The 17,406-nt window shown below is 70.5% G+C and carries 14 protein-coding genes; 1 reads left to right on the forward strand and 13 read right to left on the reverse strand.

The window, feature by feature from the left end; genetic code table 11:
- Window positions 1-13: 13 nt before the first annotated feature.
- The 7 genes from alaS to J4H92_RS13070 all read right to left on the reverse strand — a co-directional run bounded on the left by alaS (window position 14) and on the right by J4H92_RS13070 (window position 8,893).
- Window positions 14-2,683, reverse strand: a complete 2,670-nt coding sequence (alaS, locus tag J4H92_RS13040) for an alanine--tRNA ligase (RefSeq protein WP_208098631.1) — start codon at window positions 2,681-2,683, stop codon at window positions 14-16.
- Window positions 2,683-2,907 carry a YtxH domain-containing protein gene (locus J4H92_RS13045; protein ID WP_208098632.1) on the reverse strand — a complete coding sequence of 75 codons (225 nt, stop codon included), beginning with the start codon at window positions 2,905-2,907 and terminating at the stop codon, window positions 2,683-2,685. Before J4H92_RS13045 ends, alaS begins: the two co-directional genes overlap by 1 nt.
- 53 nt (window positions 2,908-2,960) lie before the next feature.
- Complete coding sequence (locus tag J4H92_RS13050) at window positions 2,961-4,097, reverse strand: serine hydrolase domain-containing protein (RefSeq protein ID WP_208098633.1); 1,137 nt, start codon at window positions 4,095-4,097, stop codon at window positions 2,961-2,963.
- A 160-nt stretch (window positions 4,098-4,257) separates the two neighbouring features.
- The gene (gene rpsD, locus J4H92_RS13055; RefSeq protein WP_208098634.1) at window positions 4,258-4,887 is read right to left on the reverse strand and encodes a 30S ribosomal protein S4; all 630 of its coding nucleotides are present in this window, start codon (window positions 4,885-4,887) and stop codon (window positions 4,258-4,260) included.
- A 273-nt stretch (window positions 4,888-5,160) separates the two neighbouring features.
- Window positions 5,161-6,507, reverse strand: a complete 1,347-nt coding sequence (locus J4H92_RS13060; protein WP_208098635.1) for an MFS transporter — start codon at window positions 6,505-6,507, stop codon at window positions 5,161-5,163.
- Window positions 6,504-7,964 carry an RsmB/NOP family class I SAM-dependent RNA methyltransferase gene (locus tag J4H92_RS13065; RefSeq protein ID WP_208098636.1) on the reverse strand — a complete coding sequence of 487 codons (1,461 nt, stop codon included), beginning with the start codon at window positions 7,962-7,964 and terminating at the stop codon, window positions 6,504-6,506. The genes J4H92_RS13060 and J4H92_RS13065 overlap by 4 nt, the downstream gene beginning before the upstream one ends.
- Entirely contained in the window at window positions 7,961-8,893 is a 933-nt protein-coding gene (locus J4H92_RS13070) for a methionyl-tRNA formyltransferase (RefSeq protein WP_208098637.1), read from the reverse strand. Before J4H92_RS13070 ends, J4H92_RS13065 begins: the two co-directional genes overlap by 4 nt.
- A 203-nt stretch (window positions 8,894-9,096) precedes the next feature.
- Between J4H92_RS13070 and trpB the strand changes: the two genes are divergently transcribed.
- On the forward strand, window positions 9,097-10,308 hold the full coding sequence (gene trpB / locus J4H92_RS13075; protein WP_208098638.1) for a tryptophan synthase subunit beta: 1,212 nt from the start codon (window positions 9,097-9,099) through the stop codon (window positions 10,306-10,308).
- Between the two features lie 48 nt (window positions 10,309-10,356).
- Here trpB and J4H92_RS13080 read toward each other — a convergent pair whose 3' ends face one another.
- The 6 genes from J4H92_RS13080 to J4H92_RS13105 all read right to left on the reverse strand — a co-directional run bounded on the left by J4H92_RS13080 (window position 10,357) and on the right by J4H92_RS13105 (window position 17,305).
- Window positions 10,357-11,388: a hypothetical protein gene (locus J4H92_RS13080; protein WP_208098639.1), complete on the reverse strand. Its 1,032-nt coding sequence runs from the start codon at window positions 11,386-11,388 to the stop codon at window positions 10,357-10,359.
- A 134-nt stretch (window positions 11,389-11,522) separates the two neighbouring features.
- Window positions 11,523-12,797 (reverse strand): calcium-binding protein, encoded by a 1,275-nt coding sequence (locus J4H92_RS13085; RefSeq protein ID WP_208098640.1) that lies wholly within the window; start codon window positions 12,795-12,797, stop codon window positions 11,523-11,525.
- Between the two features lie 161 nt (window positions 12,798-12,958).
- A complete protein-coding gene (locus J4H92_RS13090) occupies window positions 12,959-15,061 on the reverse strand; it encodes a primosomal protein N' family DNA-binding protein (RefSeq protein WP_341783101.1) in 2,103 nt (700 codons plus the stop codon).
- Window positions 15,062-15,081: 20 nt separating this feature from the next.
- Window positions 15,082-16,272 carry a methionine adenosyltransferase gene (gene metK / locus J4H92_RS13095; RefSeq protein WP_208098641.1) on the reverse strand — a complete coding sequence of 397 codons (1,191 nt, stop codon included), beginning with the start codon at window positions 16,270-16,272 and terminating at the stop codon, window positions 15,082-15,084.
- Window positions 16,273-16,283: 11 nt separating this feature from the next.
- Entirely contained in the window at window positions 16,284-16,598 is a 315-nt protein-coding gene (rpoZ, locus tag J4H92_RS13100) for a DNA-directed RNA polymerase subunit omega (RefSeq protein ID WP_208098642.1), read from the reverse strand.
- Window positions 16,599-16,657: 59 nt separating this feature from the next.
- Window positions 16,658-17,305: a DUF8185 domain-containing protein gene (locus tag J4H92_RS13105; RefSeq protein ID WP_208098643.1), complete on the reverse strand. Its 648-nt coding sequence runs from the start codon at window positions 17,303-17,305 to the stop codon at window positions 16,658-16,660.
- Window positions 17,306-17,406 lie beyond the last annotated feature (101 nt).

Here is a 17,406-nt window from a genome sequence, read left to right on the forward strand (position 1 = left end):
ATGAATCCCGCCGTCAGCCTGCCAGCGCGCGGCGGATCTCGGCCAGCGCCTCGTCGATCTTCGCGGGATCGGCGCCGCCGCCCTGGGCGAGATCGTCCTTTCCGCCGCCGCCGCCGCCGAGCACGCCGGCGCCGAGCTTCGCGAGCGCACCGGCTCGGGCGCCCGCCTCCCGCGCGGACGGGGTCGTCGCCGCGATCAGCACGGGCCTGCCGCTCGCCTCCCCCGCCAGGACGACCACGGCCGGCTCGTCCGCGAGGCGTTCGCGAAGCTGCTGCGCGAGGCCGCGCACATCGTCGGCGGAACCGACGCTCCCGAGCGAGGCGGTCACCGCGGTGAACGGACCGATCCGCTGCGCGCCGGCCGCGAGCTCGGGCACCCGTTCCCCGAGCTTGGCAGCCTCGAGCCGGGCGATCGTCTTCTCCGCGGCTTTCAGCTGCGCGGCGAGTTCGCCCACCCGCTGCACCAGTTCCAGGCGCGGGACCTTGAGACTGCCGGTCAGCTGCTGCACGATGGCGCGCTCGGCGGCGAAGCTGCGGAACGCCTCGATGCCGACGAGCGATTCGACGCGCCGATTCGTGGAGCCGATCGAGCTCTCGCTGATCAGACTGATCATGCCGACCTCGGCCGAGCCCGACACGTGGGTGCCGGCGCACAGCTCGCGCGACCACGGGCCGCCGATGTCGACCACGCGGACGCGCTCGCCGTACTTCTCCCCGAAGAGCGCCATCGCCCCGAGCGCCTTCGCCTCGTCGAGCGGCATCTCCCGGGTGACCACCTCGTAGTCACTGCGCACCGCGAGGTTCGAGATCTCCTCGATCTCGCTCCGCGTCTCGGGGCTCAGCGCCTCCCCGTGGGTGAAGTCGAGCCGGAGATAACCGGCCTTGTTGTAGGACCCGGCCTGATGGGCGTTCGGGCCGAGCACCTCTCGCAGGGCGGCGTGCACGATGTGCGTCCCCGAGTGGGCCTGCGTCGCCCCGCGACGGTAATCCGGATCGACCCGGGTCTCGGCGCGCGCGTCGATCGCCACCGTGCCGATGCGGACCTTCGCGGTGTGCACGATCAGGCCGGGAACCGGCCGCTGCACGTCGAGCACCTCGGCCTCGAATCCGTCGCCCACGATGAGGCCCTGATCGCTGTCCTGACCGCCGGACTCCGCCCACAGGCTCGTCTCAGCGAGCACCAATTCGGCGATCTCGCCCTCCTGGGCGGAGGGCGCCGGGCGTCCGTCCACCACGATGCCGAGCACGCGGCTCTCATGGTTCAGCTCGTCGTAGCCGACGAAGGCGGTCTCGCCGAGCCCGCGCAACTCCTTGTAGACCGAGAGATCGGCCCGCTGACCCTTCTTCGCCTTGGCGTCCGCCTTGGCCCGGTCCCGCTGCTCCTGCATGAGCTCCGCGAACACCCGGCGGTCCACCGAGACTCCGGCCTCCTCGGCGATCTCGAGGGTCAACTCGATCGGGAACCCGTGCGTGTCGTGCAGCAGGAAGGCGGTGTCCCCCGGCACGGCGGCGCCGGACGCACCGACGGACGCGTCACGACCGGCCTCGATCGCGCCGTCCAGGATCTGGAGGCCCGCAGCCAGCGTGCGCAGGAACGTGCGCTCCTCGGAGTAGGCCGTGCGGGAGATGAAATCGAAATCGCGCTCGACCTCCGGGTACGCCGCCTTCATCGCATCCCGCGACGCGGGGAAGAGCCGATCGAACGTCGGACCTTCCACGCCGAGCAGGCGCATGGAGAGGATCACCCGGCGCAGCAGACGTCGCAGGATGTAGCCGCGCCCCTCGTTCGACGGGGTGACCCCGTCCGCGATCAGCATGAGCCCGCTGCGCACGTGATCAGCGATCACGCGGAGGCGCACGTCATCGGCGTGGTTCTCCCCGTACGCCTTGCCCGCGAGCTGCGCCGCCGCGTCGAGGACCGGACGCACCTGGTCGATCTCGTACATGTTCTGGACGCCCTGCTTGATGAACGCCACGCGCTCGAGGCCGAGACCGGTGTCGATGTTCTTCCGCGGCAGCTCCCCGACCACCGCGAACTCCGTCTTGGACTTCACCTCCGCGATCTCGTACTGCATGAACACGAGGTTCCAGATCTCGACGTAGCGGTCGTCATCCGTGGCCGGACCGCCGTCGACCCCGTACTCCGGCCCCAGATCGTAGAAGATCTCGCTGCAGGGGCCGGCCGGCCCCGGCTGTCCGGTCGACCAGTAGTTGCTGTCCTTGCCCAGCCGCTGGATGCGCTCCTCCGGGAGTCCCGCGATGTCGCGCCACAGCGCGTGCGCCTCGTCGTCCTCCTCGTAGACGGTGACCCACAGATCCCCCGCCTCGAAACCGAGACCGCCCTCGTCCTCGGAACTCGTCAGCAGCTCCCAGGCGAAGCGGATCGCCCCCTCCTTGAAGTAGTCGCCGAACGAGAAGTTGCCGCACATCTGGAAGAAGGTGCCGTGCCTGGGGGTCTTGCCGACCTCTTCGATGTCGTTGGTGCGGATGCACTTCTGCACGCTCGTCGCGCGCGGATACGGCGCCGGCACCAGGCCGGAGAGATACGGCACGAACGGGACCATGCCGGCGACCGTGAACATCAGGCTGGGATCGTCGCTCACCAGGGAGGCGGAGGGCACGACGGTGTGCCCCTTGCGCTCGAAGAAGTCGAGCCAGCGACGGCGGATCTCTGCGGTCTGCACTAGTTCTTGGACTCCAACTCGGTGAGGCGACGCTCCACGTCGTCGAGCACCTCGACGAACTCCTCCTCGGCCTCGCGGTAGCCCTCCGCGATGGCGTCCCCGAACTCCCTGGCCCCGCGACCCACGCGCTCGAAGAAACGGCGGCCTTCGGGAGTCTGGTTCACGAAGTGCGCGGCGACGAAGCCGAGTGCGGCCCCGACCACCAGCCAGGACAGTCTGCGCATGCTGTTCTCCGATCTCGTGCGGCGCGGCGTGCGAATCCGCCGACCCCGCAAGTCTAGTCTTCCTGCCGGATCAGCGGAACGACCGCGTCCGCGATGGCATTCGCCGGATCCCGACCATCCGCCGTCGGCGCGAAGTTCGCCCAGATCACCACCGTCACGCCCGTGGTCGGATCCGACCCCATGAAGGAGTTGTACCCCGGCAACTGGCCCGTATGACCGAGCAGACCGGCAACCTCTGCGATACCGAGCCCATAGCCCCAGCCCTCCTGCGCGGCATCCTCGGAGATCGGCAGAACGGAATCCAGTCGCCGTTCCTGAAGCCCCTCGCTCAACAGACCGCTCGAGGTCAACGCCTCGGCCCAATCCGCCAGCTCCTCGGCCGTGGACACCGCCGCACCCGCAGCCCAGCCCCAAGACGGATTGAAGAAGGTCGAGTCCACCCGCTCCTCGCCCTCCAGGATCACGTAGCCGTGCGCATACGGCTCGGCCAGGCTCACGTCATCCGCGACCGGGAGGCGGGTGGACGCAAGGCCGAGCGGTTCGAAGAGGCGTTCGGCGAAGAGATCCTCCAACGAGCGGCCGGTCAGCCGCTCTGCGATCGCTCCCAGCAGGACCGTGTTCGTGTTCGAATAGTAGTAGCTCTCGCCCGGCTCCGAATGCGGTTCATGCTCGAAGGCGATCCGCAGCAGCTCCTCGGGCTCCCACACCCGTCCGGTGTCCTCGAGAGACGCCTCCGCCCACTCCTCGCTCTCCGTATAGCTGTACAAGCCGCTGCGCATATTCAGCAGCATCTCGATGGTGATGGCGTCTCCGTGCGGAACGTCGTCCCAGTAGTCGGACACCGGATCGTCCAGAGCGATCAGCCCCTCGTCCACGAGTTGCAGAAGCACCGTGCCCGTGAAGGTCTTCGTGTTGGAACCGATCCGGAACACCGTGTCACCGGTCGGCTCGACACCCGTCCCGTCCTCGTTCTCACCGTACGCCGAAGAATACGCTCCATCGGACGTGCGCACCAACAGGAATGCCCCCACGGTGCCCAGATCCTCGGCGACCGTGCGGAACTCATCGATGACCGCTCGCTCCGCAGACGTCTCGCCCGAAACCACCGCGTCGCCCGCCCCCGCCGTGCATCCCGAAACGCCGAACAGGAGCAACGCCGCCAACACCACGCATCTGAACAGTCGGCTCATCAGAGCCCCGCCTCTCGCCGCCTCGGAACTCCACCGGCGGAAGCGCCGACGAACACGCCCAGTCTACGCTCGCGCCGAAGCATCCTCGATACCGAGAACGCGGAGGGTCCGCGGGACGCATCCCGCGGACCCTCCGCGACTCGAGCACTCCGCGCCGCGCCTAGCGCGCCGCGTAGTACTCGACCACCAGCTGGACGTCGCAGGTGACGGGCACCTCGGCGCGCTTCGGGCGGCGCAGCAGGCGGGCCTGCAGCTTGTCGAGCTCGACCTCGAGGTAGCCCGGGACCGGGGGGAGCACCTCGGCGTGACCGCCGGCCGCAGCCACCTGGAACGGCTCGATGGCCTCGGAGCGCTCCTTGACGTGGATCAGCTGCCCGGGCTTGACCCGGAACGAGGGGCGATCGACGATCTTGCCGTCGACGAGGATGTGCCGGTGCACGACCAGCTGGCGCGCCTGGGCGGTGGTCCGTGCGAAGCCCGCGCGGAGCACCAGCGCATCGAGGCGCATCTCGAGCAGCTCGACCAGGTTCTCACCGGTCAGGCCGTCCTGGCGGCGCGCCTCGCGGAAGGCGATCTGCAGCTGCTTCTCGCGAATGCCGTACTGCGCCCGCAGGCGCTGCTTCTCGCGGAGGCGCACCGCGTAGTCGCTGTCGCTCTTGCGCTTGGTGCGGCCGTGCTGGCCGGGGCCGTAGGGGCGCTTCTCGAGGTAGCGGGCGGCCTTGGGCGTGAGCGGGATGCCCAGCGCGCGCGACAGACGGGTCTTGGAACGGGTACGTGAGGTGGTCGACACCTGGATCCTTTCGGGGTTCTGTTGTTCTCCGGGCGCCCGCACGGGCGGCCCGATGTTCTCTCGGCCGGACTGCACTCGCATTCGCGCGTCGGCGCCATGCTCGCAGCGCAGTCAACCGTATTCTTCGGAGAATAGTCGGTGAGGGAACGACCAGTCGCAGAAACCCGGCTACAGGGCGCCTGCCGTCGATGTCCCCGTTCGCAGCCGCACGACCGGGAACGACGTTGGCCAGCGACCAGGATAGCACGCCGCGCGCCTCGACGAGGGCAGGCCCTAGGACTCGCGTCCCGAGTCGGCCACGGGCATCGCCTCGGCGAAGCTCCGGGAGAGGCGACGGTAGGCGCCCGTGAACATCGCGGCGACGGCGAGCAGCGCGAGCGTCACCCCCGCGACCAGGAAGATCAGCGCGATCCCGCGGCTCTCCCCCTCGCCGAGCAGCCAGCCCCAGCGCTCCCGGCCCTGAGCCGTCTCCATGTAGGGCACCACCCAGAACTCGGCGATCGGGGCGATGAGGAATGCCGTGATGGGAGCCGCGGAGGCCTCGAAGGTCATCGCCAGCCCGAACACCCGGCCCTGCTTCTCGAACGGCACGACCCGCTGGATCACCGTCTGCTCGGCCGCCTCGATCGCCGGCATGAGCAGCATGAAGACCCAGATGCCGCCGATGAACAACCACGGCCACTCGCGCAGGGTGATGCTCGACCCGAGCAGGCCGAGGGCCGCCACCAGGATCAGCATGGTGCGGACGGGGTTGCGGCCCAGCCCCCACTTGGCGACGAGGGCGCCCCCGACGATGAAGCCCGTGCCCGCCAGACCGAAGGCGACGCCCCAGATCTCCACGGGGAACATGGTCAGCCCGTAGGGGTCGAGCAGCGCCATGTAGACGCCGCCGCCGAGGTTGTTGAAGGTCGAGAAGATCACGAGGGCGAGCAGGCCCGGCACCGCGAGCATGGCGGCCCAGCCGCCCCGGAAATCGACCGCGCTGCGCTCGGGATCCGCGACGATCCGCTGCTCCGGGATGCGCAGCAGATGCAGGTGCAGGATCGGGATAGCGGTCAGGGCCAGGGCGATGAGCATGGTGGCGCCCATGCCGAAGAACCCGATGGAGAGTCCGCTGAACACGCTGGTGACGATGAAGGTGAGGCCCTGCACCGTGCCGACGAGCCCGTTGGCGTTGGCGTGCTGCTCGACCGGGACGAGCAGGGTGACCGTCGTCGAGAGCGCGAGCGCGCGCAGCATCTCCACGACGCAGCCGGCGAGCAGCACGAGGGTGAAGAGCCAGAACCACGGCCGGTTCAGGGCGAGCAGCGCGTCGGCCGGGACCGTGAAGAAGACGGCGCAGCCGACCGCGAAGGCGATCAACGAGAGCCACGCGGAGACCAGCATGACCGAACGCTTGCGGTAGCGGTCCACGAGAGAGCCGAACCACATCGAGCTGAGAGCGACGAGGATCATGTAGACGCCGCTCAGGATGCCGGTCGCCAGGATGCTCCGCGTCTCGAGATAGACCCAGAACACCACCGCGAACCAGAGGAAGTTGGTCGTGAGCCCCGCCACCGCAGTGTTGACGAGGACGTGGAGGAAGGTGCGCCAGCCGCCGGTGGGGGCGGCGGCGGTCATGAGGTCTTCTCCAGCAGCGCGATGAACATCGCGTCAGTGCCGTGCCGATGCGGCCACAGCTGCGCGCTGAGCGCCTCGCCTGCGAGATCGAGCGGGACACGCGCCAGCTCGCGCACGATCGCTTTCGCGTCGAGTTCGCGCAGCCCGGTGTGCCGCTTCAGCAGGCCGTTCACGACCACACGGGTCTCCGCGAGGTGCGGCGAACAGGTGACGTAGGCGAGGATCCCGCCGGGAGCGAGTCCGCCGGCGGCTGCGTCCAGCAGCTCGCCCTGCAGTGCGGTGAGCCCCGGCAGATCCGTCGGCTGCTTCCGCCACCGCGCTTCCGGCCTCCGGCGAAGCGCTCCGAGACCCGAGCAGGGCGCATCGACCAGGACGCGATCGAAGCGCCCCTCGGCGGCCCCGAGGGCCGCCGCCTCCCGGCCGTCGTGGCGCGCCACCTCGACGACCTCCGCATTGGCGATCACCGCGCCGCGGACGAGCTCGGCCCGATGCTCGGAGATCTCGTTCGCGCGCACCGTTGCGCCGACGGCCCGCGCCTCGGCCGCGAGCACCGCGGTCTTGCCGCCCGGTCCGGCGCAGAGGTCGAGCCAGCGCTCCCCCGGCGCCGCCGGCCGGGCCCGCGTGAGCGCCAGGGCGGCCAGCTGGGAGCCCTGATCCTGCACCCGCACCGTGCCGTCGGGAGCGTCGAGCGCGGCGATGGCCCTCATCGGATCGCCGGCCGACAGCTCGAGACCGATCGGCGACGGGCCCGTCGCGGCGATGCCGGAGTCGCCGCCGAGCGCCTCCGCTGTGCCGGGATCCATGCCCGAACCGGGCAGCAGCGCGAGCCCCACCCGGGGCGGGACGTTGTCGGCCGAGAGCAGCGCCTCCAACTCGTCGCCGCGGCCCTCCGAGGCGAGCGCGGCCCGCAGCGCGCGCAGCACCCAGGCCGGATGCGATGTGCGCGCCGCCAGCGCCTCGTCGGGGCTGCCCGCCGCCGCCTCGATGCGGGCGTCCCACTCCGCCTCATCCGTGCGGGCGATCGTCCGCAGCACACCGTTCACGAAACCGGTCGCGGCCCGGTTCGCCACGCGTCGCTGCAGTTCGACGCTCTCGTTGACCGCTGCGTGGGTCGCGGTGCGCATGCCGAGCAGCTGATGCACCCCGAGGCGGAGGACGTTGCGGGTGCGCGCGTCGACGCGGTCGATGTCGCGCTCGGCCGCCAGCTCGATGATGCGGTCGTAGCGGCCCCGGCCACGGAGCGCCCCCGCGGCGAGCTCCGTGGCGAGGGCCGCGTCGCGTGCGTCGAGACGGGCCTCGGCGAGGCGGGAGGCCAGGGCGAGATTGGCGTAGGCGTCGCGCTCCTCGACGTCTCGGAGCACATCGTAGGCGACGAGTCGCGAACGGGAGACGCCTCCGTCGCCCCGACCGCCGCGCAGCACCGTGGCGCCGCCGGCCGGCGGCCTCGGCGCGTTCACGAGACGACCGCCGTGCCGCCGCGGCCGCGCAGCCAGTCCGCAGCGGACATCCCGGGCTTGCCGGGCGGCTGCACCCGGAGCAGTTCGAGCAGGCCCGCGGAGACGCGCAGCAGCGATCGTCCCGACACGAGCCGCACCTCGCCGACCGTCTTCGGCAACGATCCCGGGCTCGCCGACGACTCCTCGCGCGCCGCCACGGAGAGCAGCTTGAGCGGCTGCTTCTCGTAGTGGACGAAGGCTCCGGGTTCCGGAGTGACACCGGCCCACTGTGCGAGCACCTCGCCCGCCGGGCGCGACAGATCCAGCCTGCCGTCCGCGCGGAGCAGCTTGCCGGCATAGCTCGCTTCGCCCTGCTGCGGCTCCCCGGCACGCGGATCCCGCGCCAACTCGAGGATTGCCCGCTCCAGCGCGGCGGTGCCGTACTCGGCGAGTTCGGTCAGCGCCGCTCCCGCGGACGTACCCGGAGCGAACTCGCGCGAGTCCCGGCTGAGGACGTCGCCGGCGTCGAGCGCCTCGACCAACCGGAACACGGTGAGCCCGAGTCGCTGCTCCCCGGCCATCAGCGCCCGCTGCACGGGCGCCGCCCCCCGCCAGCGCGGCAGCTCGCTGAAGTGCAGGTTGATCCAGCCGAGGGTCGGTTCCGTCAGGAGCGGCTCTCTCAGCAGGCCGCCGTAGGCGACGATGACCCCGAGGTCGGCGCCCAGACCCGAGACCCACTCCGCCGTTCCCGCGTCGGGACGATTGGCGGTGCGCACCGGGAGCCCGAGTTCATCGGCGACACGGGCCACCGGCGACTCCACGAGGATCTGCTTGCGCCCGGTCGGGGCGGGCTCACGGGTGAGCACTCCGACCACCCGATGCCCGCCGCGGACGAGTGCGCGCAGGCTGGGCACGGCGTATTCCGGAGTCCCGGCGAAGACGATGCGCATGCCGACCATTCTCCCCCATCCCGCTCTGCTAGACTCGCCACATGCACGCTGCACGCGACTGGTGGACCGCCTGACCGGCGGTTCTCGCGCATGCCCAGCGGCATATCCTGACGACACCGCCTCCTCGCAGGCGGTGTTTTTCGTCCGCGAAGAGGCCACGGTGACGAAGGCGCACCGCATCCCCTGACGCAAAGGATCCACTCATGACCGACCTGACCTCCCCCTCCGTCTATCGTGCCGACTCGGCGGGCTTCTTCGGCGACTTCGGCGGCGCCGAGCTGCCGCCGTTCCTCGTCGAACCCATCGCCGAGGTCGCCGCGGCCTATGAACGGGCCTCGCAGGACACCGAGTTCCAGGATCAGCTGCAGTCGCTGCTCGCGAAGTACGTCGGCAGGCCGTCCCTGCTCTACTTCGCCGAGAATCTCACCGCGCACCTCGGCGGCGCGAGGGTCTACCTCAAAAGGGAGGATCTGAACCACACCGGAGCCCACAAGATCAACCACTGCCTCGGCGAGGCGCTGCTCGCGAAGCGCATGGGCAAGACCAAGGTGATCGCGGAGACCGGTGCCGGACAGCACGGCGTGGCGCTCGCCACGGCGGCCGCGCTCGTCGGACTCGAGTGCGAGATCCACATGGGCGCGATCGACGTCGAGAAACAGCACCCCAACGTGGTGCGCATGGAACTGCTCGGGGCGAAGGTCGTCGCGGTCCAGGAGGGCGGTCGCTCGCTCAAGGAGGCCGTGGACTCGGCATTCGGCGTCTACGCGGCCTCGCCCGACGAGTACTTCTTCGCGATCGGCTCGGTCGTCGGCCCGCACCCGTACCCCTCGATGGTGCGCGACTTCCAGTCGGTGGTGGGCCGCGAGGCGCGGCAGCAGATCCTCGAGGCCGAGGGGCGCCTCCCCGATGCGCTCGTCGCGGCCGTCGGCGGCGGTTCGAACGCCCTGGGGCTCTTCGACGCCTTCCTGACCGATGAGGCCGTCCGCATCATCGGCGTCGAGCCCGCGGGAGAGGGGCTCGACGGGGATCGGCATGCCGCGACGATGACCCTCGGCTCGCCCGGCACCCTCCACGGCATGCGCACGAAGGTGCTGCAGCAGGAGGATGGATCGCCGTCGCCCGTGCACTCGATCGCCTCCGGCCTCGACTACCCGGGAGTCGGCCCGCAGCACGCCCACCTGGAGCGGATCGGTCGCGTCGAATACGTCTCGGTGACGGACGAGGAGACGCTCGGCGCGTTCCAGACGCTCTCGCGCGTGGAAGGGATCATCCCGGCGCTGGAGTCCTCGCACGCGCTGGCGCACGTCGTGAAGCTCGCTCCGGAGCTCCCCGCCGACGCGATCCTGATCGCGAACCTCTCGGGGCGCGGCGACAAGGACGTCGACTTCGTGGCCGAGCGCCTGCGCGGAGCGTGAGCGACGCGCAGCGCGGGCGGTCCGCGAGACGGACCGCCCGCGCGAACGCTATTCGATCTCGCTCTCGGCGAGGGTGACGGTGCTCCTGCGCGTCGCGGACTCGTGCCCCGCCGCGAAGTAGAAGCCCTCCACCGCGACGACGGTGCCGGCGGGCAACTCCGACACGTCGAGGGTCTCTCCGGCGTTTCCGATGTACTCGCCGTTCACCGACCAGGAGAAGTATGCGGTGGTGCTCCGGTTGAACACGGCCCTCGTCACGGTGAGCGTGGTTCCCGACTGGGCGATCGTCTGATCCGTCTTGAGACCGAGTTTCAGCCCTCTGACGTAGCTCCACCCGCCCAGCGAGCCGCTCACGTAGCCCCGCTTCGAGATCAGCACCTCTACCTGCGGGTAGCCGAGTCGTTGACCGGGCTTGACCGTGTAGCTCTTCTTGGTGGCGCCCTTGAGCTTCTTGCCGTTGAACGACCACTGGTACTTGACCTTGGTCCCCTTCGGAAGTCTCGGGAGCGACGCCGTCAGCTTCTTGCCCGCGTCGATCTGGGTGCGCAGCTTCAGCACGACCTTCGAAGAGAAGTCCTTCTGCTTCTTCACCTTGCCCGTGCGGTAGTCGGCCAGGAGCGCCTTGCCCTTGCGGACGGTGACCGTCTTACCCTTCTTCACCGACTTGCTCTTCGTGCCGAAGACGCCGAGCACCTTCGTGCTGATCTTGCCGGTGCGAGCGTTGTAGGTGTAGCGCTGCAGCGCGATCCGGTACTTTCCCGGCTTCAGCTGGGCGACCGCCTCTTTCGAGAGGGAGTTCGGAGCGAACCCCGACGCGGCCTCCTTGCCGTTCTTCGCGTTGACGAAGGCGAGGGCGTCCCAGTACTTCGCGGCGCTCTTCAGCTTGACGTTCTTCACCTGAACCTTGCCGTAGCCCTTGGGCGACCCGGCGAAGGAGTAGGTGTTCAGCCCTTCGGGGGCACCGGTTGCCGCGCTCGCGGCGGTCGGAGCGACGGCGACCAGGCCGAGCACGAGCGCTGCGGCACTCGTGGCACTCAGCAGGCGCCGGATCGAACGGCCTTCCGATAGACGATCTGACATGGTGAACTCATCCTCTCCATGGGGAATCCGATCAGCGCCGATCGCTGGGAGATCCACACAGCTTTCTCAGACTATACATCGCCCGCTCTTGGAGCGCGCACCCCTTCCGATGCTGCCGGGAAGTCGGCGCGCCGTCATTGCCGCAGGGTGTTCCTGCCGCTGCCTCCCCTGAGCAGATCCCGTCCCGGGCCGCCGATCAGCACATCGTTGCCGGACTCGCCGTAGAGCCTGTCCCGGCCCGGACCGCCCCAGAGCCGATCGTGCCCCGCACCGCCGTACAGACGGTCATCGCCCCGTCCGCCGTAGACGCGATCATTCCCGCTGCCGCCGTACAGGCGGTCGTTGCCCGCATCACCGTACAGTCGATCCGCGCCGGAATCGCCGTGCAGCCGATCCTGCCCCGACCCCCCGCGCAGGACGTCCCTCCCCGAGCCGCCGCGGATCACATCCCTGCCCGCGCCTCCCTCGAGACGATCGCCGCCCGCGCCGCCGCTGATCGTGTCCGCACCGTTGCCGCCGCGAATCCTGTTCGGGCCCGAGTCGCCCGTCAGCCGGTCGCCATAGCGGGACCCCACCAGGTTCTCGACGCGGACGAGGGTGTCGACGCCCGCACCACGGGTGTTCTGCGGGGTGTTGACGACCGCCAGGCTCACCCTGACCCCTCCGGCCGCGGTCGCATAGTCCGCCGTGTCAGATCCGGCGCCGCCGTCGAGAACGTCGTTGCCGGGGCCGCCGATCAGCGTGTCCCGGCCCCCCAGACCGTAGAGGACGTCGTTGCCGCCCTCACCGCGGATGACGTTCGCCGCGGCATTGCCCGTGATCACATCGTCGTAGTCCGACCCGATGACGTGCTCCACCGCGACGAAGCTGTCGACGCCGGCTCCTCCGGTGTTCTGAGGAGCGGTGCTGGAGAGATCGACGAAGATCATCGTCCGCCCGCGGAAGTCGACGGTGTCGGATCCGCTTCCGCCGTCATAGACGTCATTGCCGATGCCGGTGCCCAGCGAATCGTCGCCCTCGCCGCCGAAGAAGTGGTTGTTGCCCTCGCTGTCGACGAGACGGTCGTTGCCGGCTCCCCCGTGCAGCGCATCGTCGCCCTCGCCGCCGTAGAGGCGATCGTTCCCGGCCTCGCCGAACAGCGTGTCTTCGCCGGATCCGCCGTACGCGATGTCGTCGCCGGACCCACCGCAGAACAGGTCGTCCCCGCCGCCGAGGAAGACGACGTCATCGCCGGGGGTGCCCAGTACGACGTCGGCGTCCCCGCGATCCGGATCGGGATGTCCCGGAGCGTTCAGGTCGATGGTGACCGGGAGGCCGTCGCACGTCGCCGCATAGGCCGGTGAGGCGGCCGCGACGAGACCGGCCGCGACCAGTGCCGAGGTGCTGAGAACAACGGTGAATGCGCGCATGCGGGGTCTCCGTTCGGCGGATCGAGCCACTTCGGTATGGCCGTCCCCACCCTAACCCGGCTGCGCCGGACCTGACAACCGTGCGGCGCGCTCCGCTTCACCGGGCGTCACCGGTGATCGGACGCCGACTGCGGCGTGTGCGACGGCCGCCGCTCGTCGTCTCAGCCGTCGAACACGCCGCGGTCGTCGAAGCGCAGGCGCAGCGCCGTGTGCCGTGCTCGTCCCCGGGCGCCCCGCCCGGCGGCGCGCGACGAGGCGCCGGCCGCGTCGGCCACCAGCGCCGCACGCAGTCGCTTCGCGACTTCGTCGCCGAGGGAATAGTCGAAGCGCACGATGGCGCGATATCGTCCGGGCTCGGGCGAGGGGTTCGGAGTCCCGTCCGCCCCGCGCGCGCGATCCCCCGAACGCTCCGCGACCGGAGCCGGACCGAGGACGTCGACGCCCGGCAGTTCGCCGAGCGCCGCGAGCGCGCGCTCGACCTCGCTCGGCCCCCCCGAGACGCTCGCCACACGGACGGAGGGCGGATAGCGCAGGGCCTGACGATCCCGCAGCTCCTCGCGCAGCCAGGCCTCGGCGTTCCCGGTGACGAACGCCCGGACGACCGGTCCGCCCCCCGACGCCATGACCACGATCCCGTCGGGCGCCGCGAGCGCCGCGGCGTTCTGCCACCAGCGCAGGCAGTCCTCGCCCGCTCGCAGGGATTCGATGCCGAGCAGACGCTCCGCGTCGAGCAGGACGACGGCCCGGTATCCTCCGGCGGCGATGGGCTCTGCACCTCTCGTGGCGACGACCAGCGCGGGCCTGGAATCGACCCGCTCATGCGGATGATCGCCGTCGCTGAGCAGGATGCGGAACCCCGAGAACTGTCGCCGGAACTGTTCGACCGTGCGCTGCGAGCCCGCGCCCCGCTGCTGCAGCGACCGGTTCCCGCAGCTGGGGCAGGCCCAGGCCGCGACCGCGTCGCCGCACCACCGGCAGGAGCCGCGGCCGGGCGAGCGGAATCCGATCGGTCCGCCGCAGCTCGCGCAGCGGGCGCGTTCTCCGCAACCTCCGCACACGGAGGCGGGCGAGTATCCCGGTGCCGCGACCTGCACCAGGACGGGACCGTCGGCGATGCCGCGCCTGAGCTGCTGCGCGGCGAAGTCGGGCACGCGCCCCGCGAAGGCCTCCGGCGCGACGGAGGCATCCGCGTGCACCACACGAGTCCTTCTGGCGGGCGCACCCGCGCGGACGTAGCCGATCTCCACCAGGCGCTGCACCTCGACGCTCCGGGCGTGCGCCCCGAACCACAGTCCGATCGGTTCACCGGCGTCCTCCTCCCGGCTGAGCGAAGCGCGCACGAGCGCCGCGTCGCGCGCATGAACGTAGGGCGCTAAGGGCTCGGAGAGGAGGGGGTCGCCGTCGTCCCACAGGAAGATCGCGCCGAGCCGATGGGCCGGAGCGTAGACCGCCGAGCGGTTGCCGAGGACGATGCACGGCTTCGAGACGAGGGTGCGCAGGAACGCGGCGTAGCGCTCACCCTTGGACTGGCGCGCGTCGACGCGCAGCACCTCGGCGCCTCCGAGCGACGCGAGCGTGTCGCGCAGCTGATCCAGGTCGCGGTAATCGGGAACCGCGATGATCGCGCTGCGTCCGAGCGCGTGCACGGCGAGTGCGGCACGCGCCAGGGAGACGGCCCAGGCGCCGACCCATTCTCCTGTGCCGAGCCTCGTCGGGCCGTGCGGCGGCAGCACGGCGAAGCGCTCGCCGGCCGCGAGCGACTCGGCCGTTTCGCGTTCCGCGACGGAGGGGGAGAACCGCGGATCCGACGGATCCCGACCGCCGCCGCGAGGCTCCGCCTCGGCCGTCCCGGTGGCGCCGCACGACTCCTCGAGGGCCGCGAGGAACTGCTTCTCGACCCGGACCATGCGCTGAGGAATCGCCAGGCGGAGGATGTCGCAGGCCGAGCCGCCGGCGCGGTCCGCGACCGCGCGCGCCGTGCGCCAGAGTTCGGGCGGGAGCTGCGGCACCGGACCGACGATCTCGGAGATGGGCTGCAACTCGCCGCCGAAGTCGCTCCGAGCGGCGAAACCGATCACATAGCCGCGACTGTTCCGCTGCTGGGAGCGGAACGGCACGCGCACCCGATGGCCCACGCGGATCTCCCCGGCGAGTGCTTCCGGCACGGCGTAGTCGAAGAGATGGTCGAGCTGCGGAAGGGAGGAGTCGAGGAGCACGCGCGCCACCCGTCTCTCACCCGGCCGCTCCGCTTCGAAGTCCGGCACCTGCGGGTCCCCCGGACCTGTCAGAGGCCTGCGGCGGCCCGGAGCTCGGCCACGCGCGGGGTGGCCTCCCACGTGAACTCGGGCAGCTCTCGCCCGAAATGCCCGTACGCGCTGGTCTTCGCGTAGATGGGGCGCAACAGGTCGAGATCCCGGATGATGGCGAGCGGGCGCAGATCGAACACCTCGCGGACCGCCGCCTCGATGCGACCGACCGGAACCGTCTCGGTGCCGAACGTTTCGACGTACAGCCCCACCGGGCGGGCACGCCCGATCGCATAGGCGACCTGCAGCTCCGCCCGGGAGGCGAGTCCCGCCGCGACCACGTGCTTGGCGACCCAGCGCATCGCGTACGCGGCCGAACGATCCACCTTCGACGGATCCTTGCCGCTGAACGCGCCACCGCCGTGGCGGCTCGCGCCGCCGTAGGTGTCGACGATGATCTTGCGGCCGGTCAGACCGGCGTCGCCCATCGGCCCCCCGATCACGAAGGGTCCGGCCGGGTTGATGAACAACTGCGTCTCGGAGCTCGCGAGCTCCACGCGCTCGAGCACGGGACGGATGACCTCGCGCTCGATGTCGGCGTGCAGCTCCTCCTGCTCGATCTGCCGCTCGTGCTGGGTCGACAGGACGATGGCTTCGACGCTGACGGCGCGGTCGCCGTCGTAGCCGACGGTCACCTGCGTCTTGCCGTCGGGGCGCAAGTACGGCAGCACGCCGGTCTTTCGCACCTCGGTGAGCCGTTCCGCCAGGCGATGCGCCAGCCAGCTCGGCAGCGGCTGCAGCTCGGGTGTCTCGTCGGTCGCATACCCGAACATGAGACCCTGATCCCCGGCGCCCTGAGAACTCAGCGCGTCGCTCTGCCGCTCCTCGCGCACCTCGTAGGACGAGTCGACGCCCTCGGCGATCTCCGGGGACTGCTGGCCGATGGACACGGACACGCCGCAGGACGCGGCGTCGAAGCCCATATCGCTCGAGGTGTACCCGACGGTGCGGATGACCTCGCGGACGATCTGGGGGATCTCGACGTAGCCGGTGGTGTTGACCTCTCCGGCGACGTGCACCAATCCGGTCGTGACCAGCGTCTCCACGGCGACGCGCGCGCCGGGATCCTGCTCGAGCATCGCGTCGAGGATCGAGTCGCTGATTCTGTCGCAGATCTTATCGGGATGCCCCTCGGTGACCGACTCAGAGGTGAATTGGCGCAGGCTCACAGCGGGCACAGCTACTCGCCGGCGGCCGCTTCGGCCTCGTCGAGCGCGGCTTCGAGGCTGCTCTGCGCGCTGTCGTGCGTGCGGGGCGTCATCTCGAGCTTGCCCTCCACGATCTCGTGCAGCGCGGTCGAAAGAGGCTTGTCGTCGATCGAGGCGTCCACCAGCGGACCGACGTTGTCGAAGAGGTTGCCGTCGTGCAGATCCGTGTAGTAGTCGTTGATCTGGCGGGCGCGCTGCGACGCGAAGACCACGAGCGCGTACTTCGACTCGACCTTTTCGAGCAGGTCATCGATGGGCGGATCGATGATGCCGTTCACCTGGGCCATGGGGCGATTCTCCTTCGCTCGGGCGCAAGGTTGCGGTGGCGCCCGATAACCACGCCATCCTACCCCATCGACAGGCGGACGAGGACGTCGCCCCGCTCGGAGGCCAGGCGCGTCCAGGATCGCGACCGGCTCAGCCGGAGCGGCGGCACCCCGCCCAGGAAACCCATCGACTCCGCGGCGAACGCGGCGGCGGCGGGCAGCCCGGGGGCGATCTCCTGGCCCCACACCCGCTCGCGCACCGTCCGCACCACCGCCTCGCCCGGCGACTCGGGCAGGGCGGCCGCGATCCGCTCCATGCCCTCGCGCGCGACCGCCTCGAGCGAGGCCGCGTCGAGGCGGCCGACCGGGTTCCAGCCCCCGAGGGGAGGCAGCACGCCGGCCCAGGCCGCGGTCGTCGAGACCTCCGGGAGCTCGAGCTCGAGGCCGATGACCCCGAGTCGCGCGATCCGGTCGAGCAGCGACCGAGCCGGCATCACCGCGTCGACGTCCTCGTCCGGCCGAGCCGCGAGCTCGAATGAGCGGAGGACCAGCACGACGGGCAGCCGATCGAGCAGACTCGCCGGGGCCTGCGTGCAGCCGAACACGGCCAGCACCGTGCCACGGGTGACGAGCCGCGCTTCAGCGCGTCCGGCGCGCAGCAGCCGTTCGAGGTACACGCGCAGATCCTCTCGCGAGGCGTGTCCGGAGAGGGAGAGGGTCGTGGTCATCGCTTCCAGCCTAGGGCGTGGTTTGTGCGGGTGGCACAGGGTTGACGGGCGTCGCTCCGGGCCGCGAATAGACTGAGTCCCGTACACGGCCGGACTCCAGC

Origin of the sequence: Leucobacter weissii, assembly GCF_017565745.1 — a bacterium.
GTDB lineage: Bacteria > Actinomycetota > Actinomycetes > Actinomycetales > Microbacteriaceae > Leucobacter > Leucobacter weissii.